The following is a 20,805-nucleotide window of genomic DNA, read 5'->3' on the forward strand; positions in this document are numbered from 1 at the left end:
CTACTTTCCGACGGCGTCGAGGCTGGCCTGGGTGGCGTCGAGCAGTTCCTTCCAGGATTTCTCGAACTTGGCGACGCCCTCGTCCTCGAGTACCTGGAACACGTCGGCCAGGTCGATCCCGACCGCGGTCAACTGATCGAACACCTGCTGCGCGGCCGCACCGGTGCCGGTGACGGTGTCACCGCGGATCTCACCGTGGTCGGCGACCGCCTCGATCGTCTTCTCCGGCAACGTGTTCACGGTGTGCGGCGCCGCCAATTCGGTGACGTACAGGGTGTCCGGGTAGGCCGGGTTCTTCACCCCGGTCGACGCCCACAGTGGCCGCTGCACCCGGGCACCGTCAGCCTTCAGCGCGGCGTAGCGGGTGCCGGCGAACACCTCCTCGAACGCTGCGTAGGCCAGCTGTGCGTTGGCGATGCCGGCCTTGCCGCGCAGCGCCAGTGCGTCCGCCGAGCCGACCTTGTCCAGCCGGTTGTCGATCTCGGTGTCCACTCGGGAAACGAAGAACGAGGCCACCGAGTGCAGCTTGGACAGGTCGTGTCCGCCGGCCTTGGCCGCCTCCAGACCGGCCAGGTAGGCATCCATCACCTCGCGGTGCCGCTGCACCGAGAAGATCAGCGTGACGTTCACCGAGATGCCTTCGGCCAGCACCGCGGTGATCGCCGGCAGACCGGCCTTGGTCGCCGGGATCTTGATCAACAGGTTCGGCCGGTCGACGATCTTCCACAGTTCGATCGCCTGCAGCACGGTCTTGTCGGTGTCATGTGCCAGCCGCGGGTCGACCTCGATCGACACCCGGCCGTCGACGCCGTCGGAGGCCTCCCAGGCGCCGCGCAGCACGTCGCACGCGTTGCGCACGTCGTCGGTGGTGGCCGTGCGGATGACGGCGTCCACGTCGGCGCCGCGGGCCGCGAGCTCGTTGAGCTGCGCGTCGTAGGCGTTGCCGTGCTGCAGTGCGTTACCGAAGATCGTGGGGTTCGTGGTGACCCCGACGACGCTGCGGGTCTCGGTGAGCTCCTTGAGGTTGCCGGAGGTCAGCCGATCCCGGGACAGGTCGTCCAGCCAGACCGAGACGCCGACCGCGCTCAGGGCGGCCAGGTTGGGGTTCTGAGTCGATGACGTCATGTTCGTACTCCCTCTCGGTGTGATCGTCGGTTAGCGAATCGGTTGGCGAGTCAGTTGTCCAAGGCACGTTCGGCGGCGGCGGCGACGGCCTCGGGGGTGAAACCGAACTCGCGGAACAGGGTCTGGTAGTCCGCGGAGGCCCCGAAGTGCTCGATCGAGACGATCTGCCCGGTGTCACCCACCAGCTTATGCCAGCACTGGGCGATGCCGGCCTCGACGGCGACGCGGGCCGAGACCGTCGGCGGCAGCACCGCGTCGCGGTAGGAGGCCGGCTGCGACTCGAACCACTCCACGCACGGCATCGACACGACGCGGGCGTGGATGTCCTTGTCGGCCAACAGTTTCTGTGCAGCAACCGCCAGTTGCACCTCGGAGCCGGTGGCGATCAGCACCACGTCGGGCTCGCCCGACCCGCCGTCGCTGAGCACGTAGCCGCCGCGGGCCACCCCGTCGGCGTCGGTGCCCTCGAGGATCGGCAGGCCCTGGCGGGTCAGGATCAGCCCGACCGGGCCGCTGTCGGCGCCGCGGGCCAGCACGGTGCGCCAGGCGTGGGCGGTCTCGTTGGCGTCAGCCGGACGCACCACCGCCAGCCGCGGGATCGCCCGCAGCGCGGCCAGGTGCTCGATCGGCTGGTGGGTCGGGCCGTCCTCGCCGAGGCCGATCGAGTCATGCGTCCACACGTAGATCGGGTCGATGTCCATCAGCGACGCCAACCGCACCGCCGGGCGCATGTAGTCGGAGAACTGCAGGAACGTGCCGCCGTAGGCGCGGGTCGGGCCGTGCAGCACGATGCCGGACAGGATCGCGCCCATCGCGTGCTCACGGATGCCGAAGTGCAGCGTGCGGCCGTACGGGTTCGCGCTGTACTCGCGGGTGGTGATCGACGCCGGCCCGAACGAATCGGCGCCGTCCATCGTGGTGTTGTTGCTGCCGGCCAGATCCGCTGAGCCGCCCCACAATTCGGGCAGCTTCGGGCCGACCGCGGAGAGTACCTTGCCGGACGCCGCCCGGGTGGCGACCGCCTTGGAGCCGGGCTCCCACTGCGGCAGGTCCGCGTCCCAGCCGTCCGGGAGCTGTCCGGCCAGCAGCCGGTCCAGCAGCGCCTTGCGCTCCGGTTCGCGCTTGGCCCACGCCTCGAACTCACCCTGCCAGGCGTCGTGCGCCTCCTTGCCGCGGGCCACCAGCCCCCGGGTGTGGGTGATGACGTCCGGGCGCACGTCGAACGACTTCTCCGGGTCGAATCCGAGGGCGGTCTTGGTGGCGGCGACCTCGTCGGGGCCGAGCGCCGAACCGTGGATGCCGCCGGTGTTCATCTTGTTCGGTGCCGGGTAGCCGATGATCGTGCGGACCGAGATGAACGACGGCTTGTCGGTGACGGCCTTGGCGTTGGTGATCGCCTCTTCGAGCGCGGTGACGTTCTCTCCGCCCTCGACCTCCTGCACGTGCCAGCCGTAGGCGCGGTAGCGCGCGGCGGTGTCCTCGCACAGGGCGATGTTCGTGTCGTCCTCGATCGAGATCTTGTTGTGGTCGTAGAACACGATCAGGTTGCCGAGCTGCTGCACGGCCGCCAGCGAACTCGCCTCGCTGGTCACGCCCTCCTCGATGTCGCCGTCGGAGGCGATCACGAAGACGTAGTGGTCGAACGGGCTGGTGCCTGGCACGGCGTCCGGGTCGAACAGGCCGCGCTCGTAGCGGGATGCCATCGCCATGCCGACCGAGGAGGCCAGCCCCTGGCCGAGCGGCCCGGTGGTGATCTCCACGCCCTTGGTGTGGCCGTGCTCCGGGTGGCCGGGGGTCTTGGAGCCCCAGGTCCGCAGCGCTTCGAGGTCGGACAGTTCCAGACCGAATCCGCCCAGGTACAGCTGGATGTACAGGGTCAGGCAGGAGTGGCCCGGGGAGAGGACGAACCGGTCCCGGCCCAGCCAGTGCGGGTCGGACGGGTCGTGCCGCATCACCCGCTGGAACAGCGTGTACGCCAGCGGTGCGAGGCTCATCGCGGTGCCCGGGTGGCCGTTGCCGACCTTCTGTACGGCGTCGGCCGCCAGAACTCGGGCGGTGTCCACGGCGACTGAATCGATCTCTGCCCAGTCGGCGGGATGATGCGGTCGGGTCAGGGCGGAGATCTCTTCAACAGTGGTCACGAAAGTTCAGATCCTCATCGTCGGCAAACCGGTTGGCTCTCACACTAGTGCCGGGTCGCGGCCTGTGCAGTGGCGAGGCGCGAATATCGCGGAATGCGACATATCACAGTGGCCTCGGGAATACCGCGTGCAACTTCGTCCCCGCTGGAAACCCGCTGCTCCGACCCTGCGATTCGGTGCAGGCGGTGTCGCGGTCTACCATCGTCCGTAGTAGAAGCTGCTGTCGCTGCTGCGATCCCTAGGAGTCATCACGTGAGTATTCGGGAGCGCGCTTCGTCGCGCCGAATACGCAGTGTGCTGCTGGCCTATCTGTCGTTGACGAAGCCGCGCATCATCGAGTTGCTGCTGGTCACGACCATTCCGGCGATGCTTCTGGCCGAGCGCGGCGCGGTGGACACCAAGCACCTGGTACTCATCTTGAACACCGTGTTCGGCGGGATGCTCGCCGCTGCGGGCGCACACACGCTGAACTGCGTGGTCGACGCCGACATCGACAAGATGATGAAACGCACCGCGCGCCGGCCGCTGGCGCGGGACGCGGTGCCGCAGCGTGATGCGCTGCTGTTCGGGCTCGCATTGAGCCTGGCTGCGTTCGGGTGGCTGTGGCGCTTCGCCAACCTACTGTCCGCGCTGCTGGCGGTCGCCACGATCGCGTACTACGCCGTGGTTTACACGATGCTGCTCAAGCGCCGGACCTCGCAGAACATCGTGTGGGGCGGTATCGCGGGGTGTATGCCGGTGGTGATCGGCTGGGCGGCGGTGACCGGCCGGGTCGACTGGCCGGCGCTGGTGATGTTCGCGGTGATCTTCTGCTGGACGCCGCCGCACACCTGGGCGCTGGCGATGCGCTACAAGGAGGACTACCGGGCGGCCGGCGTGCCGATGCTGCCGGTGGTGGCCAGCGAGCGCGTCGTCACCAAGCGGATCCTGATCTACAGCTGGCTGATGGTGGCCGCGACCCTGGCGCTGGTGCCGGCCGCCGGGTGGCTGTACGCGGCGGTCGCGGCGCTGGCCGGGGCATGGTTCCTGACGATGGGCCACCAGCTCTACGCCGGGGTGCGCCGCGGTGAGCCGGTCAAGCCACTGCGACTGTTCCTGCAGTCGAACAACTACCTGGCGGTGGTGTTCTGCGCGCTGGCCGTCGACTCGGCACTGAACCTGCCGACCCTGTTCTGATCAGGGCCCACCGGTCCAGTCGAAGCGGGTGCGCTCACCAGCGACCAGCCCCGCACTGATCCTCGCCCGCAGGTGCTCCGGCATCGGCGGGAGTGCGGTCACCGGGAACCACCGCGCGTCGGTGCTCTCGTCGTCGGCCGGATAGGGCTTGCCGGCCTGCCAATTCAGCACGAACACGTGGTCGAGGTACTGCGCCCGATCACCGTTGACGTGCACGACCGGCGCGGTGGCATGCACCCACACCAGGCGCTCGGGCACGGCGGTGACACCGGTCTCCTCCGCGACCTCTCGGATCGCGGCGTCTGCGGGTTCCTCACCAGGGTCCACGATCCCGGTCACCGGAGCCCAGACGCCGTTGTCGGACCGCCGCACCAGCAACACCCGGTCGTCGTACAGCACGATCGCCGTCACACCGATCAGCCAGAGCGGGTCGTGGCCGATCCGGGTGCGCAGATCGACGATGAACTGCGGGATCGCCATGGACCCGATCGTGCCACCTGTATCAACCTCGCGGTTCGGCTTGCGTTCGCCGCCGCGATCCGTCGATAATGACAATCATGTTCAACAACGCCGGTGACGCGGGTGTGAGGCGGTGACGGCTGCTGTGGCGTGGATGGCCTCACCGCCGGAGGTGCACTCGACGCTGTTGAGTGCCGGCCCGGGGCCGGGGCCGCTGCTGGCCGCAGCGGGCGCGTGGTCGTCGCTGAGTGCGGAGTACACGGCGACCGCCGACGAACTGACGGCGGTGCTGGGCGCGGTGCAGACCGGGGCGTGGCAGGGGCCGAGCGCCGAGTCCTACGTCGCTGCGCACCTGCCGTACCTGGCCTGGCTGGTCCGGGCCGGCGCCGACAGCGCCGCGGCGGCGGCACAGCACGAGACAGCGGCCGCGGCGTACGCGGGTGCGCTGGCGGCGATGCCGACGCTGCCGGAACTGGCCGCCAACCACGCCACGCACGGGGTGCTGGTAGCGACGAATTTCTTCGGAATCAACACGATCCCGATCGCCCTCAACGAAGCCGACTACATCCGGATGTGGGTCCAGGCCGCGACCGTGATGGGAACCTATGCGGGCTCCTCGGCCGCCGCCGTCGGGGCAGTGACGCAGCCGGGACCGGCGCCGCACGTCGTGAAATCCGAGTCGACCGGCCAGGCCGCCGAGGACGGCGACAACCCGCTGGGGCTGCCGCAGTGGCTGGTCGACCAGTTGGAGCACCTCGGGATCGGCAACAGTCAACTCGCCCACGACCCGACGGTCTCCAACTCGCTGACCAGTTTCGTCGCGGACGTGTTGAAGAACTTCGGCTTGAACTGGGACCCCTCCGCCGGCACCCTCAACGGCCTGACCTATGACGCGTACCAGAACGCCTTTCAGCCGATGTGGTGGGTGGCCCGTTCCCTGGAACTCTTTGAAGACGGCCTGTACTTCGTGCAGCAACTCGGCCACAACCCGGTCGCCGCGTTCCAGTGGCTGCTCAGTTGGGCGCTGTTCGACTTCCCGACGCACATCATCGAGGCGCTGCCACTGCTCAGCCAGACGCTGGGTGCCGCCGTGGCGGGAGCGGTGGCGGCCGCGCCGGCGGGCGCGCTTGGTGGGCTGGCCGGCCTCGCCGGACTGGCCGCGTTGCCGCAGCCCGTCCCGGCCCCGCTGCCGGTGCTGCCGGATGTGTCGCCGACGTTCGCGACCAGCACCGGTGTGCCGACGCCCCCGGCGCCCGCCCCGGCGCCGGCGCCACCACCCGCACCGGCCCCGGCCTCCGCGGGCGTCAGCGGCCCACCGCCACCACCGGCGCCACCGCCCGCCCCGGCCCCTGCGTCGTTCTTCCCGCCGTACCTGGTCGGCCCGCCCGGCATCGGAACCGGATCGGGGATGTCCACCCCGGCGAGTGCCCGGCGCAAGGCACCCGAGCCCGACAGTGCTGCCGCCGCGAACGCGGCCACGGCGGCCGCCCGCGAGGAGGCCCAGGCTCGGCGCCGGCGCCGTGCCAAGCAGCGCAAGGCCGGAGCCGGCGACATGGACCTGCACGTCAGTCTCACGCCGGACTGGGCACCGCCCGCTACCGAGCCGTCGGACCGGGGTGCCGGTGTCGGTGGGTTAGCCGGGGCGGCGCCGGCCGGTGCGGCCCGGCCCGCGGGGCTCACCATGCTCGACGACGACCGGTTCGGCGGGCGGGCCCGGATGCCGGTGTTGCCGACGACCTGGGAGCCGGCCGGCGGATAGCACCGTGTCGCCCATTCGGAGCGGATCGCCATAACCTATAGTTCGGGACACCGAAATATAAGTTTGGGTCGATTCGCGGGGACGTGTCGGCCCCGGAGGCAAGGGGTGCCGGGGTGTGGATGGCGTCGCCGCCGGAGGTCCATTCGATGCTGCTGAGCGCGGGACCGGGACCGGGGCCACTGCTGGCGGCGGCGGGGGCGTGGTCGTCGTTGAGCGCGGAGTACGCGGCGAGCGCCGCCGAACTGACGGCGGTGCTGGGCGCGGTGCAGGCCGGGGCGTGGCAGGGACCGAGCGCGCAAGCATACTCAGCGGCGCACCTTCCGTACCTGGCGTGGCTGGACCGGGCGGCTGCGGACAGTGCCGTGGCGGCAGCCGGGCACCAGGCGGTCGCCGCGGCCTACGCCGGGGCGCTGACGGCGATGCCGACGCTGGCCGAACTGGCCGCCAACCACGCGATGCACGGGGTGCTGGTCGCGACGAACTTCTTCGGGGTCAACACGATTTCGATCGCCGTCAACGAGGCCGACTACGCGCGGATGTGGGTGCAAGCGGCCACCGTCATGCAGACCTACCAGGCGATCTCCGATGCGACGCGAGCGTCGCTGCCGCATCCGGGGGCAGTCGTGCCGGTGCTGCGGTCCGGGTCGGCCGCGGACCCGTCGACGCCGCGCAACCCGCTGCAGGGAATGCTCGACTTCCTCGATCCGATCCTGAAAAGCCTTGGGATCGAAGACGGTACGGTGGCGCACGATCCGACGGTCTCCAACTGGCTGACGACGCTGGTGGCCGACTTCCTGCGGAACTTCGGGGTGAACTGGAACCCGGCCGCGGGCACGCTCAACGGCCAGGTCTACGACTACTACTCGAACGCCGCCCAGCCGATCTGGTATCTGGCCCGCGGGCTGGAACTTTTCGAGAACCTGCTCACCGTGACCCAGGATCCGACCCAGCTGGTGCGGGCGCTGCAATACATCGCCGCACTCGCCCTGTTCGACTGGCCCACGCACGTCATGCAATTCGTGAGCACCCTGAGCCAGTCGCCGGCGCTGATGGCGGCGGCGATGGGTGCGGCGTTGGCGCCGGCCGGTTCGCTGGCCGGGCTGGCCGGGCTGGCCGGGCTGACGGGCGCGCCGACGGCCCCGGTGCCGCCGGTGCCGGCCGTCGTCCCTCCGGCGGTGCTACCGGTTGCCGTCGGCGCCGGTCCCGGTGTGATTGCGCCACCGGCACCCCCGCCACCCGCACCGCCTCCCGCGACCATGAGTCCCGCCGCCGGCGTCCCGCCGACGCCACCGGCCCCGGCTGCCCCGGCGTTCGCGTTCCCGTATGCGGTCGGCGGTGGACCGGGCACCAGGTTCGGGCCGGGTCTGGGCGCCGGCCTCGGCGCCGGGGCCGGCAGCGAAGCCAAGCGCAAAACGCCGACCGCGGAGGTCGCGGCAGCGGCCGCTGAGGAGCGGGCGCAGGCCCGCAAGCGCCGGCGCCGCCGGTCGGCGAAGCACGAACACCACGACGCGTTCGTGACCGCCAACGTCGGAGTCGACCCGGACTGGGGCCCGTCGCAGCGCGGCATGGGACCGGGCGGCTTCGCCGGCGCGGTCCATCGCGACACCGCAGGCGCACCGACCGGGCTGATCCGGCTGTCGGACAACGGGTTCCGCGAAAGTCCGCGGGTGCCGCTGCTGCCCGACACCTGGGCCGACGACGGTTAAGGGGTCAGCACGATCGAGCCGACGGTCTTGCGCGCCTGCAGATCCCGATGCGCGTCGGCGGCTGCCGCCAGCGGGTAGTGCCCACTCACGGTCACCTTGAGGATCCCCGCCGCGATCGCGTCGAACAGTTCGCCGGTGCGCCAGGAGAATTCCTGCTCTGTGCGGGTGAAATGCACCAGGGTCGGCCGGGTCAGGTACACCGACCCGGCGGCGTTGAGCCGTTGCGGGTCCACCGGGGGCACCGGACCACTGGCGGCGCCGAACAGCACCAGCGTGCCCCGCACCGCCAGTGCGGCCAGGCTGGCGTCGAACGTCGTCGCACCCACCCCGTCGTACACTGCCGCCACCCCGGCCCCGTCGGTCAACTCGCGGATCCGGGTGCCGAACGCTGCCGGATCATCCGGGTAGTCCAGCACCTCCACGGCACCCGCCCGCCGCGACAGCTCCGCTTTCGGCGCCGTCGACACCGTGGTGATGACCCGCGCGCCCAGGTGCGTGGCCCACTGGGTCAGGATCAAACCGACCCCGCCTGCGCCGGCGTGCAGCAGCACGGTGTCACCGGACTGCACCGGGTACACCGAGGTGATCAGATAGTGCGCGGTAAGTCCCTTGAGCATCGCCGCCGCCGCGACATCGAAATCCACGGTCGACGGCAGTGACGCCACCAATTCGGCTGGTGCCGTGCAATATTGCGCGTAACCGCCGGTGGCCGCTGCAGTCGCCACGCGGTCGCCGACCCGCAGGTTCTGCACGCCTTCGCCGACCTCGGCGACCGTGCCCGCCACCTCACCGCCGAGGATGAACGGCAGCTGCGCCGGGTACACCCCGGATCGGAGATAGGTGTCGATGTAGTTGACCCCGACGGCCCTCGCCTCGATCACGACCTGGCCGGGTGCCGCCGTCGGCTGCGGCCGCTCGACGTAGCTCAGGACCTCGGGTCCACCGGTTTTCGCGACTTCCACGGCATGCATGGTGACTATCATCCTCAGGCATGAGGCTCGCATGAAGTTGGCCCGGCCCGACATCTTCCATCCGCGCATCGTGCTGGCGGGGGATCCGCTGTCGTCTGGCGAGAGCACAGGCCGCGTGGATGACGAGCGGCTGATCGACGCGCTGCGCCGGCGCGGCCTGCATGCGCGCTCACTGTCCTGGGACGATCCGGATACCCTGGACGCCGACCTGGTGATCCTGCGGGCCGCCCATCGCGAGGTGACATCCGACCCCGGGTTCCTGGCCTGGACCACCAAGGTCCGCAATCTGCTCAACGCACCGGATGTGGTGGCCTGGAACGTCGGCGCACACTACCTGCGCGACCTGCAGTACGCGGGGGTGCCGACGGCGTCAGGCGCGCAGTCGGGGGAGACGACGGCGCTGATCTTCTTCGCCGGCGGGCAGTCGCATGCGTTCCAGGCGGGTGGCGGGACCATCGACAGCGTCGAACCCGACTTCGAACTCTGGGATCTGGGCCGTACAGCACTGCGGGCGGCCGCCGAACGGCTGAGCATCCGCATCGACGAACTGCTGTACGCCCGGGCCGACGTGACCGGGCCGCCGGACGACGTGCGGTTGGTCAGCCTGGATCTGGTTGCACCGCAACTGGGTTGGCGCGGCTTGAACACGGCCGGGCGGGACGACGCCCAGCGCCGGTTCGCGCTCGCGGTCGAGTCCGCGTTAGACCGGCTGCGGCTGGACCCGTTCGCGCATCGCGGCCCATAGCGCCGCCGTCGCCGCCGTGCACAGCACCGCCCCGGCGACGTGCATCGTCACCAGCGCGGCCGGCACCCCGGTGAAGTATTGGACCACCCCGATCAACCCCTGGGCGCAGGACAGCCCGATCACCACCGCCAGCCGAACTCGCACCGCGCGGGAAGCCGTCACCGCAGCCAGTCCGAACCCCAGCCCGATCAGCAGGCCGATGAACGCCACCAGCAGGGACTCGTGCAGGTGCGCCACCACGACGACCTCCACCTTGAGCCGGGCGACGGCACGCGCCGAACTCTTATCGCCGGCGTGCGGGCCGGCGCCGGTCACCAGCGTCCCGGTGACCAGCACCGCGGCCAGCGTCAGCGCGCACAGTGCGGTCAGCCGGCGCAGCGCGGCCGGGACGACCTCGCGCTCCACGGCGCCCGAATCGGGTTCGCCGACCTTGACGTAGAGCAGCACCGACAGCCACACCATCAACATGGAGACCAGCAGGTGCACCGCGACCGTCCACCAGGTCAGCCCGGTGCGCACGGTGATACCGCCGATCACGGCCTGCAGAACGGTGGACCCCGGCATCAGCCAGGCGTAGACCAGCACCTCCCGGCGCCGGCGGGCCCGGATGACGGCCAGCACGATGCACGCCGAGGCGATCACCACCGCGAATGTCACCATCCGGTTGCCGAACTCGATCGCCTGATGGATGTGCGGTACCTCCGCCCGCGCCACCGGGGTGTAGCTGCCCGGGAAGCACTGCGGCCAGGTCGGGCAGCCCAGGCCCGATGCGGTGACCCGGACGATGGCCCCGGTCACCGAGATGAAGCCCTGGGTGAAGACGACGGCGGCGGCCAGGATCCGCTGGGTGCGCAGGCTCGGCATCGGTAGCAGATCGACCAGCCGCAGTAGCACGCGTCCGACGGGTGTGCTCATCAGCTGAACCTGAACCAGCGCACCGCGCCGAAGCCGGCGAGCGTCGCCCACACCAGGACCACCACGATGCCGAACCAGTCGACGGAGACCGTCAGCGCCTGCGCCAGCGCCTCGGTGAACGCCCCCGACGGGGTCAGCCGGGCCAGCCACTTGAGCCCGGGCGGTACCAGTTCGGTCTCCACGGTCAGGGCGGCGAACCCGCCGAACACGAACCACATCAGGTTGGCGACGGCCAGCACGATCTCGGCGCGCAGGCTGCCGCCGAGCAGCAGGCCCAGCGCGGCGAAACACACTGTGCCCAGCGCGATCACCACACCGCCCAGCGCCAGCCCGGCCGCCGTCGGCCGCCAGCCCAGACCCGCGGCGATCGACCCGAGCAGCAGGGTCTGCAGGAACACCACCGTCACCACCGATAGCGACTTACCGGTGACCACACCCCACACCGGCAGTGCGGTGGCGCCGAGGCGTTTCAGTGCCCCGTAGCGGCGGTCGAAGGCCACCGCGATCGCCTGGCCGGTGAACCCGGTGGCGATCACCGCGAGCGCCATGATCACCGGCAGCAGCGTCGTGACGCGCTGCGCGTGGCCTTCGCCGAACGGCCCCAGTGGCAGCACGGTGCCGCCGACGAGCAGGGTGATCGGGATGAACATCGTCAGCAGCAGCTGTTCGCCGTTGCGCAGCAGCAGGGTGAGCTCCAGCCGGTACTGCGCGGCCAGCATCTTCGCCACCGCGGCGGGCCGCGGGTCGGGGGCGAAGGTGCCCGGTGGGAAGGTCGGTTCGGCTGTCATGCGCGCAGCTCCCTTCCGGTCAGATCCAGGAACACGTCCTCGAGGGTGCGCTGCTCCACCCGCAGTGCTGTGGTCAGCACGTCGACGCGGACGCACCACGCAGTGATCGTGGCCAGCACCTGCGGGCTGACCGGCCCCTCGACCAGGTACTCGCCGGGCAGTGCCTCGACGGCCCGGTACCCCTCCGGCAGCGCCGCGACCAGCAGTGACAACTCCAGTCGGGGCGGCGCGGTGAACCGCACCTCGCCCTGGGCGCCGGTGCGGGTCAGCTCGGCGGGGGTGCCCGCGGCGACCGCCGACCCGTGGTCGATGATCAGGATCCGGTCGGCCAGCTCCTCGGCCTCCTTGAGGTGATGCGTGGTCAGCACCACCGTCACCCCGTCCCGGCGCAGCGCGTCGATCAGCTCCCACACCACCACCCGGGCGTGGGCGTCCATCCCGGCGGTGGGCTCGTCGAGGAACACCAGTTCGGGCCGCCCGACCAGTGCACAGGCCAGCGCCAGCCGCTGCTGCTGACCGCCGGAGAGCCGCCGGTAGGTGGTGCGGGCGGCGTCGGTCAGGCCCAGGGTGGACAGCAGCCACTGCGGATCCAGCGGGTCGGCGGCGTAGGACGCGACCAGGTTGAGCATCTCGTCGGCCCGGGCTGCGGGATAGCCGCCGCCACCCTGCAGCATCACGCCGATGCGTTCCCGCAGCCGGTCGTTGTCGGTGATCGGATCCAGGCCGAGCACCTCGATGGTGCCGGCGTCCGGCCGCACGAAGCCCTCGCACATCTCCACGGTCGTCGTCTTGCCGGCGCCGTTCGGGCCGAGCAGGGCGAACACCTCGGCGCGGTGCACCTCCAGGTCGAGGTCACAGACCGCGGCGGTGGCACCGTACTGCTTGCGCACTCCGCGCAACCGAACCGCGATGTCGGAGGCTGAGTTCACGGCGGTCACGGGGAATTAGCGTAAGCGTCCGACGCCGGGTCGTGCTCCGGGGCGGGTGTGTTCTCCGTCTCGTCGGGCAGCGCCCGCCACGGCAGCCGGGTATACGTCAGCGCGATCAGCGCGGCGACGATGGCGGCACTGGCCAGGGTTGCGTCGACGATCTGGAAGATCGCGAACCGGTCGCCGTTGGCGGTCGGGCCGAAGATTCCCACCGCCAGCGTCACCCCGATCACCGCGATCCGGAAGCCCGGACGGGTCGCCCATGCTGCCAACGGAATGATCGCCCACAGCAGGTACCACGGCTGCACCACTGGGAACAGCAGCACGGTGATCCCGAGAGCGACGCCGAGACCGCCGACCGGATGCAGCCGGCCGTGCAACACCACCAGCAGCAGCCAGGTCACCACCACCGCGATGATCAGCACGCCGATGGCACGGGTCAGCGACAGCACCGCGGTCGTGTGATCGCCGAGGCCGAGCAGGATCCCGATCTGCCCGGTGCCCAGCGCCAGCAGCGTGGGCGGCGACATCCAACTGCGGACCACGTTGGCGGTGCCGAGGGTGAACACCCAGCCGAACCCGAGCCGGCTGATCCAGCCGATCAGGCCGGAGACCGCCACAGCCAGCACGATCGCCCCGGTGCCGGCCAGCAGGAAGGCCCGCAGGTTCCCGCCCCAGCGCCAGGCCAGCGCCATCGCGACGAAACCCAACGCCAGCAGCGAGGGCAGCTTGACCTGCGACGACATCGTTATCAGCACCGCGCCGGCCAGCAACTCGGCGGTCGGCGCCCAGTCCCGCCACCGGCGCAGGTCCGTCGGCAGCAGCGGATCGGGGGAGTCGATGCCGCGCAGGGCGAACTCGGTGCCGGTCAGCATCAGCCCGAGCATCAGCGCCTCGTTGTGGATGCCGGCGACCAGGTGCATCAGCAGCAGCGGGTTCGCCGCCCCGAGCCACAGTGCGCTGACCTCGGCCACCCCGCAGCGCGCCGCCAGTCGCGGCACTGCCCAGACGATCAGGCCCACCCCGGCCAGCACCACCAGCCGGTGACACAGCACCGCGGCGACGATGTTCTCCCCGGTCACCGTCGAGATGCCCCGGCCGATCCACAGGAACAGCGGCCCGTAGGGCGCCGGCGTCTCCCGCCACAGGCTGGGTACCGACAGGGTGAACACGTGGTCGAGTCCGAGCGCCGGGGCCGGACCCACCCGGTAGGGGTCCAGGCCGATCCGGGCGATCTGACTCTGCGCCAGATAGGAGTAGACGTCCTTGCTGTACATCGGCGGCGCCACCAGCAGCGGCAGCATCCACAGCAGCAGCAGCCGGTCCAGCTGGCTGCGTGACATCCGCCGTGTCCCCAGCGTGAACCGGCCCAGCATCAGCCAGGCCAGTGCCATCATCACCGCGCCGGTGGTGGTCATCGTCAGCGCCACCGTCGCCAGCCGGGACGGCAGGTTGAGCAGGCGCACCCCGAACGTCGGGTCTTGCACCACCGGCCGGGCACCCGCGCCCAGCGCGCCGATCGCCATCAGCACCGTGCCGGTGGAACCGAACAGCCGGGTGCGGCGCAGCGCGACCTGTTCGGCGTGGTTCAGCGGTGCGCCGACCGTGCGCTCGTCGCCGTGCAAGTGAGCGATCGAGGTGCTCAGCGAATGCCGGCGGGCTGCCATCACAGCAGACTATCGGGGGTGCGGCCGGTTCCGGGTGCGCGGGTGAACCGGCACCGGGGTCAGGGCTGCGGTGGCAGCACGGTGCGCACCCGGCGCACGTGGTCGGCGAATTCGATCATGTAGTCGCGCAGGAACCGGGCGGTGTTCTCATCGAGCACCTCGCCGTCGTCGGCGAACACTTCGGAGGAGTACTGCAGGTATGCCTCGGGGGCGTTCATCTGCGGGGAGTTGCAGAAGCTGAGCACGCTGCGGAGGCTCTGCTGGGCGACGGCGGTGCCGATCTTGCCGGTCGATATGCCGATCACCGCCGAAGGCTTGTGGGTGAGTGAGTTGTCGCCCCAGGGGCGGCTGGCCCAGTCGATGGCGTTCTTCAGCCCGCCCGGGATGGAACGGTTGTACTCCGGGGTGACGAACAGGATGCCGTCGGCGGTGGCGAGCGCCTCCTTGAGTGCCCGGCCCTGCGGCGGGTAATCGGCGTCGTAGTCCTGGCTGTACAGCGGCAGGTCGGCGATCGGGATCTCGGTGAACTCCAGCTCCGGCGGGGCCAGCCGGATCAACGCCCTGGACAGGATCCGGTTGATGGACCTGCTCGACAGACTGCCGATCAGGTAACCGATCCGGTAGCTGGTCACCGTGCCTCCAGGGGTTGTCGATTGCGTCCCGGTCATTGTGGCCGGTGCGACCGGCAGCTGCGACGGTTTCGCCGGCACCGCCCGTCCGGGGAGGCTGTCGGGGTTGCGGGTGCCGCGAGACTGTGACCAGCGCAACTCCGATCGGGCCCGAAACTGAGGTAACCCTGCCTAGACCCGTCACCGGAATTGCGTCACACTGGTGTTGTGAAAATCGGTACCGAGGTGAGGGCCGCAACCAAGACCGCCGGGCAGCGTCCCGGCGGTGCGGTTTTGCGCAACACCCGGCCGGCCGTACCCGAGGTCGCCGAGGTTCACGATTCGCACGAGGGCACCCGGCACGCCGTGGTGCGACTGTTGATGGAGTCCGGCTCGATCACCGCCGGGGAGATCGGCACCCGGCTGGGCCTGTCCGCAGCCGGGGTACGCCGGCACCTGGACGCGCTGATCGAGGCCGGCGACGCCGAAGCCCACGCCGCGGCGGCCTGGCAGCAGGTGGGCCGCGGGCGGCCGGCGAAGCGGTTCCGGCTCACCGAGGCGGGCCGCGGCAAGCTCGGCCACCGCTACGACGACCTCGCGGTGGCGGCGATGCGCCAACTGCGCGAGATCGGCGGCGAGGACGCGGTGGTCGCGTTCGCCCGGCAGCGCATCGACGCCATCCTGGCCGAGGTCACCCCGATCGACGGCAGCAGCGACGCCGACGTCGAGGCGACGGCCGAGAAGATCGCGGCGGCGCTGACCAAGGCCGGCTATTCGGCCACCACCGCCCGGGTCGACGGGGGAGTGCCGGGGGTGCAGATTCTGCAGCACCACTGCCCGGTGGCCAACGTCGCCAAGGAGTTCCCGGAACTGTGCCGGGCCGAGCGCCAGGCGGTGGCCGACGTGCTCGGCACCCACGTCCAGCGACTGGCCACCATCGCAGACGGCGGCTATGTCTGCACCACCCATGTCCCGTTACCGAACAAGAGCAAGCGGGCCGCGAAGCCCGAAGAGCAGCACCAGCAGCATTGATCGACCTTCGACGCACCCACTGCGCCGAAGCCACCACGAGCACCGAAGGAGCGTCACCATGACCCTCACTCCAGAGGCCCCCACCGCAGCGGTGGAGCCGCTGACCCAGGAGGAGACGATCGCCTCACTGGCCGGCGGCTACGCCTACGGCTGGGCGGACACCGACCATGCCGGTGCCGGCGCGCGGCGCGGCATCACCGAGCAGGTGGTGCGCGACATCTCCGCGCAGAAGAACGAGCCGGAGTGGATGCTGGAGACCCGGCTGCGCGCCTACCGGACGTTCCTGAAGAAGCCGGTGCCCAAGTGGGGCGGTGAGCTGGGCACCATCGACTTCGACCAGGTCAAGTACTACGTCAAGGCCAGCGACAAGCCGGTGCAGACCTGGGACGACCTGCCCCCGGAGATCAAGGACACCTACGACAAGCTGGGTATCCCGGAGGCCGAGCGGGCCCGCTACATCGGCGGCGTGGCCGCGCAGTACGAGTCCGAGGTGGTCTACCACAAGATCCGCGAGGACCTGGAGGCCCAGGGTGTGGTGTTCCTCGGCACCGACCAGGCGCTGCAGGAGCACGAGGACCTGGTGCGCGAGCACTTCGGCACGGTGATCCCGGCCGGCGACAACAAGTTCTCCGCGCTGAACACCGCCGCCTGGAGTGGCGGGTCGTTCATCTACGTGCCGAAGGGCGTGCACGTCGACATCCCGCTGCAGGCCTACTTCCGGATCAACACCGAGAACATGGGCCAGTTCGAGCGGACGCTGATCATCGTCGACGAGGACGCCTACGTGCACTACATCGAGGGCTGCACCTCGCCGGTGTACTCCTCGGACTCGCTGCACGCCGCGGTGGTGGAGATCATCGTCAAGCCGGGCGGCCGCGCTCGCTACACCACCATCCAGAACTGGAGCCACAACGTCTACAACCTGGTCACCAAGCGGGCCCGGGCCGAGGCCGGCGCCACGATGGAGTGGGTCGACGGCAACATCGGTTCGAAGATCACGATGAAGTACCCGGCGGTCTGGATGACCGGCGAGCACGCCAAGGGCGAGGTGCTCACCGTGGCGTTCGCCGGCGAGGACCAGCACCAGGACACCGGCGCCAAGATGGTGCATCTGGCGCCGAACACCTCCAGCAACATCGTCTCGAAGTCGGTGTCGCGCAACGGCGGTCGGTCCTCCTACCGCGGCCTGGTGGAGATCCACAAGGGCGCCCGCGGATCGAAGGCCAGCGTCAAGTGCGACGCGCTGCTGGTCGACGACATCTCCCGCAGTGACACCTACCCCTACGTGGACATCCGCGAGGACGACGTCACCGTCGGCCACGAGGCCACCGTGTCCAAGGTCAGCGAGAACCAGCTGTTCTACCTGATGAGCCGCGGCATGGCCGAGGACGAGGCGATGGCGATGGTGGTGCGCGGCTTCGTCGAGCCGATCGCCAAGGAGCTGCCGATGGAGTACGCCCTGGAGCTGAACAAGCTGATCCAGCTGCAGATGGAAGGGTCGGTGGGCTGAGTGACGACCACTGCTGCACAGAACCTGCACGAGGCCGGCGAAGGCGCGATCCTCAACAAGGGCACCGCGTTCACCTCGTTCGACGTGGACGCCTTCGAGGTGCCGCGCGGCCGTGACGAGGCGTGGCGGTTCACTCCGCTGCGGCGGCTGCGCGGCCTGCACAACGGCACCGCACATCCGACTGCGGCCGCCACCGTCACGGTCACCGATGCGGCCGGTGTCGAGATCGAGGTCGTCGAGCGTGGTGACGCACGGCTCGGCCAGGCCGGAGTGCCCGCCGATCGTGTTGCCGCCCAGGCGTTCTCGTCGTTCGCCAATGCGGTCGTGGTGACCGTCGCCAAGCAGGCCGTCGTCGCCGAGCCGGTGGAGATCACCGTCACCGGTCCCGGCGCCGGCGAAACCGCCTACGGGCACCTGCAGATTCGCGCCGAGGAGCTGTCGCAGGCCACCGTCGTCATCGACCTGCGCGGCGGCGGTACCTACGCCGACAACGTGGAGTTCGTGGTCGGCAACGGCGCGCACCTGACCGTGGTGTGGGTGGCCGAGGCGGACGCCGACATGGTCGCCGTCACCATGCACCACGCGGTGCTCGGCAAGGACGCGGTGCTGCGGCACTCGGCGATCCAGCTGGGCGGGGAGCTGATCCGGCTGACCGGGCGGATCCGCTACGAGGGCGCCGGCGGCGACGCCGAGATGCTCGGCCTGTACTTCGCCGACGACGGTCAGCACCTGGAGTCGCGGCTGTTCGTCGACCACAGCCAGCCCAACTGCAAGTCGAACGTGTTGTACAAGGGTGCGTTGCAAGGCGATCCGACCTCCGAACTGCCCGACGCACACACCGTCTGGGTCGGCGACGTGCTGATCCGGGCGGCCGGCGTCGGCACCGACACCTTCGAGGTGAACCGCAACCTGGTGCTCGCCGACGGCGCTCGCGCCGATTCGATCCCGAACCTGGAGATCGAGACCGGTGAGATCGCCGGCGCCGGCCACGCCAGTGCCACCGGCCGCTTCGACGCCGCCCAGCTGTTCTACCTGCTGGCCCGCGGCATCCCCGAGGAGGCCGCCCGCAAGCTGATCGTCCGCGGATTCTTCGGCGAGATCATCCATCGGATCCCGGTGGAGGCCGTGCAGGAGCGTCTCACCGAGGCCATCGAGCGCGAACTCGCGATCACTGAGACCGACTAATCCCCAAAACCCCCGAAGGATACGAAAAGCCAATGAGCACTCTGGAAATCAAGGATCTGCACGTCAGCGTTCTGCCGGGCGGTGTCGGTGATGAGGGCGGCGCCCCGATCCCGATTCTGCACGGCGTCGACCTGACCGTGAACTCCGGTGAGACGCACGCGCTGATGGGCCCCAACGGGTCCGGCAAGTCGACGCTGTCCTACGCGATCGCCGGCCACCCCAACTACACGGTGACGTCCGGGTCGATCACCCTCGACGGCGCCGACGTGCTGGAGATGACCGTCGACGAGCGCGCTCGGGCCGGCCTGTTCCTGGCGATGCAGTACCCGGTCGAGGTGCCCGGCGTGACGATGTCGAACTTCCTGCGCACGGCGGTCACCGCGGTGCGCGGTGAGGCGCCGAAGCTGCGCCTGTGGATCAAGGAGCAGCGGGCGGCGTTCGAGGCGCTCGGCATCGACTCGGCGTTCGCCGAGCGCAGCGTCAACGAGGGGTTCTCCGGCGGCGAGAAGAAGCGCCACGAGATCCTGCAGCTGTCGATGCTCAAGCCGAAGTTCGCGATCCTCGACGAGACCGACTCCGGTCTGGACGTCGACGCGCTGCGGGTCGTCAGCGAGGGCGTCAACCGCTACAAGGAGGCCGAGAACGGCGGCATCCTGCTGATCACGCACTACACCCGGATCCTGCGCTACATCCAGCCGCAGTTCGTGCACGTCTTCTCCGCCGGCCGGATCGTCGAGTCGGCCGGGCCGGAGCTCGCCGACGAGCTCGAAGAGAACGGTTACGAACGCTTCACCCAGCAGGCGGCACCGGCAGGGGCGTGACATGACCCTTTCCGTCAGTCGCTCGGCGGCGTTGGATCTAGCCGCGATCCGGGTGGACTTCCCGATCCTCAGCAGGGTGATGCGCGGCGGAAAACAGCTGGCGTACCTGGATTCCGGGGCGACCTCGCAGAAGCCGCTGGCGGTGCTCGACGCCGAGCGGGAGTTCCTGTTGAACTCCAACGGCGCCGTGCACCGCGGTGCGCATCAGCTGATGGAGGAGGCCACCGACGCCTACGAGGACGGCCGCGCCACCATCGCGGCGTTCGTCGGCGCCGACGCCGACGAGTTGGTGTTCGTCAAGAACGCCACCGAGGCGCTGAATCTGGTGTCGTATGTGCTGGGGGACAGCAGGTTCGACCGTGCGGTCGGCCCCGGCGACGTCATCGTCACGACCGAGCTGGAGCACCACGCCAACCTGATCCCGTGGCAGGAGCTGGCGCGGCGCACCGGGGCGACGCTGAAGTGGTATTCGGTGACCCCGGACGGCCGCATCGACCTGGACTCGCTGGAACTCGATGAGCGGGTGAAAGTCGTTGCGTTCACCCATCATTCGAATGTCACCGGAGCGCTGGCGCCGGTCGCCGAACTGGTGGGCCGGGCGAAGGCGGTCGGTGCGCTGACCGTGCTGGACGCCTGCCAGTCGGCGCCGCACCAGCCGGTCGACCTGCACGCGCTCGACGTCGACTTCGCCGGGTTCTCCGGACACAAGATGCTCGGGCCCACCGGAATCGGGGTGCTCTACGGCCGCCGTGAGCTGATCAACGCGTTGCCGCCGTTCCTGACCGGCGGGTCGATGATCGAGACCGTGACGATGGCGTCGAGCACCTACGCGCCGCCGCCGCAGCGGTTCGAGGCCGGCACCCCGATGACCTCGCAAGTCGTCGGGTTGGCCGCCGCCGCGAGGTACCTGCAGGCGATCGGCATGGACGCCGTGGAGGCGCACGAGCGCGATCTGGTGGCGGCCACCCTGGACGGGCTGGCCGGCATCAAGGGCGTGCAGATCGTCGGGCCCACAACGATGGTCGACCGCGGTTCCCCGGTGTCGTTCGTGATCGACGGCGTGCACGCCCACGACGTCGGGCAGGTGCTCGACGACGAGGGCATCGCCGTACGGGTCGGGCACCACTGCACGATGCCGCTGCACCGCAAGTTCAACGTCGCCGCCACCGCGCGGGCGTCGTTCGCGGTGTACAACACCGTCGACGAGGTGGACCGGCTGCTGGCCGGCATCCACCGCGCGGTGCAGTTCTTCGGCGGGGCGTGAGCCG

Annotated in this window: 18 protein-coding genes; 9 read left to right on the plus strand and 9 right to left on the minus strand. The window is 70.0% G+C overall.

The genetic code is table 11. From position 1 onward, the window contains the following. Positions 1-1,125, minus strand: a complete 1,125-nt coding sequence (gene tal, locus KIH27_RS01375) for a transaldolase (protein ID WP_214091101.1) — start codon at positions 1,123-1,125, stop codon at positions 1-3. A 50-nt stretch (positions 1,126-1,175) separates the two neighbouring features. Then, positions 1,176-3,266, minus strand: a complete 2,091-nt coding sequence (tkt, locus tag KIH27_RS01380; RefSeq protein WP_214091102.1) for a transketolase — start codon at positions 3,264-3,266, stop codon at positions 1,176-1,178. Positions 3,267-3,518: 252 nt separating this feature from the next. Between tkt and KIH27_RS01385 the strand changes: the two genes are divergently transcribed. Beyond that, on the plus strand, positions 3,519-4,442 hold the full coding sequence (locus tag KIH27_RS01385) for a heme o synthase (protein WP_214091103.1): 924 nt from the start codon (positions 3,519-3,521) through the stop codon (positions 4,440-4,442). On the opposite strand, the gene KIH27_RS01390 is transcribed toward KIH27_RS01385, so the two are convergent. After that, entirely contained in the window at positions 4,443-4,922 is a 480-nt protein-coding gene (locus KIH27_RS01390) for an NUDIX hydrolase (protein ID WP_214091104.1), read from the minus strand. Between the two features lie 133 nt (positions 4,923-5,055). Between KIH27_RS01390 and KIH27_RS01395 the strand changes: the two genes are divergently transcribed. Further along, entirely contained in the window at positions 5,056-6,660 is a 1,605-nt protein-coding gene (locus KIH27_RS01395) for a PPE domain-containing protein (protein ID WP_250149361.1), read from the plus strand. A gap of 119 nt (positions 6,661-6,779) precedes the next feature. Beyond that, on the plus strand, positions 6,780-8,366 hold the full coding sequence (locus tag KIH27_RS01400; RefSeq protein ID WP_214091106.1) for a PPE family protein: 1,587 nt from the start codon (positions 6,780-6,782) through the stop codon (positions 8,364-8,366). Here the strand turns inward: KIH27_RS01400 and KIH27_RS01405 are convergent. Beyond that, complete coding sequence (locus tag KIH27_RS01405; protein ID WP_214091107.1) at positions 8,363-9,337, minus strand: quinone oxidoreductase family protein; 975 nt, start codon at positions 9,335-9,337, stop codon at positions 8,363-8,365. The genes KIH27_RS01400 and KIH27_RS01405 overlap by 4 nt on opposite strands. 31 nt (positions 9,338-9,368) lie before the next feature. On the opposite strand from KIH27_RS01405, the gene KIH27_RS01410 reads away from it, so the two are divergent. Next, positions 9,369-10,082, plus strand: a complete 714-nt coding sequence (locus KIH27_RS01410) for a DcsG N-terminal domain-containing protein (RefSeq protein ID WP_214091108.1) — start codon at positions 9,369-9,371, stop codon at positions 10,080-10,082. On the opposite strand, the gene KIH27_RS01415 is transcribed toward KIH27_RS01410, so the two are convergent. The 5 genes from KIH27_RS01415 to KIH27_RS01435 are packed head-to-tail and all read right to left on the minus strand — an operon-like array spanning position 10,038 to position 15,013. Next, positions 10,038-10,997: a COX15/CtaA family protein gene (locus tag KIH27_RS01415; protein WP_214091109.1), complete on the minus strand. Its 960-nt coding sequence runs from the start codon at positions 10,995-10,997 to the stop codon at positions 10,038-10,040. The two genes, KIH27_RS01410 and KIH27_RS01415, sit on opposite strands and share 45 nt — an antisense overlap. Then, positions 10,997-11,785, minus strand: coding sequence for an ABC transporter permease (locus KIH27_RS01420; RefSeq protein ID WP_214091110.1), 789 nt, complete (start codon positions 11,783-11,785; stop codon positions 10,997-10,999). The genes KIH27_RS01415 and KIH27_RS01420 overlap by 1 nt, the downstream gene beginning before the upstream one ends. Continuing rightward, positions 11,782-12,723: an ABC transporter ATP-binding protein gene (locus KIH27_RS01425; protein ID WP_307856756.1), complete on the minus strand. Its 942-nt coding sequence runs from the start codon at positions 12,721-12,723 to the stop codon at positions 11,782-11,784. The genes KIH27_RS01420 and KIH27_RS01425 overlap by 4 nt, the downstream gene beginning before the upstream one ends. Next, positions 12,720-14,381, minus strand: a complete 1,662-nt coding sequence (gene mptB, locus KIH27_RS01430; protein WP_214091111.1) for a polyprenol phosphomannose-dependent alpha 1,6 mannosyltransferase MptB — start codon at positions 14,379-14,381, stop codon at positions 12,720-12,722. Before mptB ends, KIH27_RS01425 begins: the two co-directional genes overlap by 4 nt. Positions 14,382-14,440: 59 nt before the next feature. Further along, positions 14,441-15,013, minus strand: a complete 573-nt coding sequence (locus tag KIH27_RS01435) for an NADPH-dependent FMN reductase (RefSeq protein ID WP_307856757.1) — start codon at positions 15,011-15,013, stop codon at positions 14,441-14,443. A gap of 270 nt (positions 15,014-15,283) precedes the next feature. Here KIH27_RS01435 and KIH27_RS01440 point away from each other — a divergent pair, with 270 nt between their 5' ends. Genes KIH27_RS01440 through KIH27_RS01460 form a run of 5 tightly spaced genes read left to right on the plus strand, consistent with a single transcriptional unit; the run spans position 15,284 to position 20,801 of the window. After that, the gene (locus KIH27_RS01440; RefSeq protein ID WP_372451284.1) at positions 15,284-16,021 is read left to right on the plus strand and encodes a helix-turn-helix transcriptional regulator; all 738 of its coding nucleotides are present in this window, start codon (positions 15,284-15,286) and stop codon (positions 16,019-16,021) included. A gap of 58 nt (positions 16,022-16,079) precedes the next feature. After that, positions 16,080-17,531 carry a Fe-S cluster assembly protein SufB gene (sufB, locus tag KIH27_RS01445; RefSeq protein WP_214091114.1) on the plus strand — a complete coding sequence of 484 codons (1,452 nt, stop codon included), beginning with the start codon at positions 16,080-16,082 and terminating at the stop codon, positions 17,529-17,531. Beyond that, positions 17,532-18,716 (plus strand): Fe-S cluster assembly protein SufD, encoded by a 1,185-nt coding sequence (sufD, locus tag KIH27_RS01450; RefSeq protein WP_214091115.1) that lies wholly within the window; start codon positions 17,532-17,534, stop codon positions 18,714-18,716. Between the two features lie 32 nt (positions 18,717-18,748). Beyond that, positions 18,749-19,537, plus strand: coding sequence for a Fe-S cluster assembly ATPase SufC (gene sufC, locus KIH27_RS01455; protein WP_214091116.1), 789 nt, complete (start codon positions 18,749-18,751; stop codon positions 19,535-19,537). Position 19,538: 1 nt separating this feature from the next. Beyond that, a complete protein-coding gene (locus KIH27_RS01460) occupies positions 19,539-20,801 on the plus strand; it encodes a cysteine desulfurase (RefSeq protein WP_214091117.1) in 1,263 nt (420 codons plus the stop codon). Positions 20,802-20,805: the final 4 nt, after the last annotated feature.

The sequence above is a fragment of the Mycolicibacter acidiphilus genome (assembly GCF_018455725.1).
GTDB classification, from domain to species: Bacteria; Actinomycetota; Actinomycetes; order Mycobacteriales; family Mycobacteriaceae; genus Mycobacterium; species Mycobacterium acidiphilum.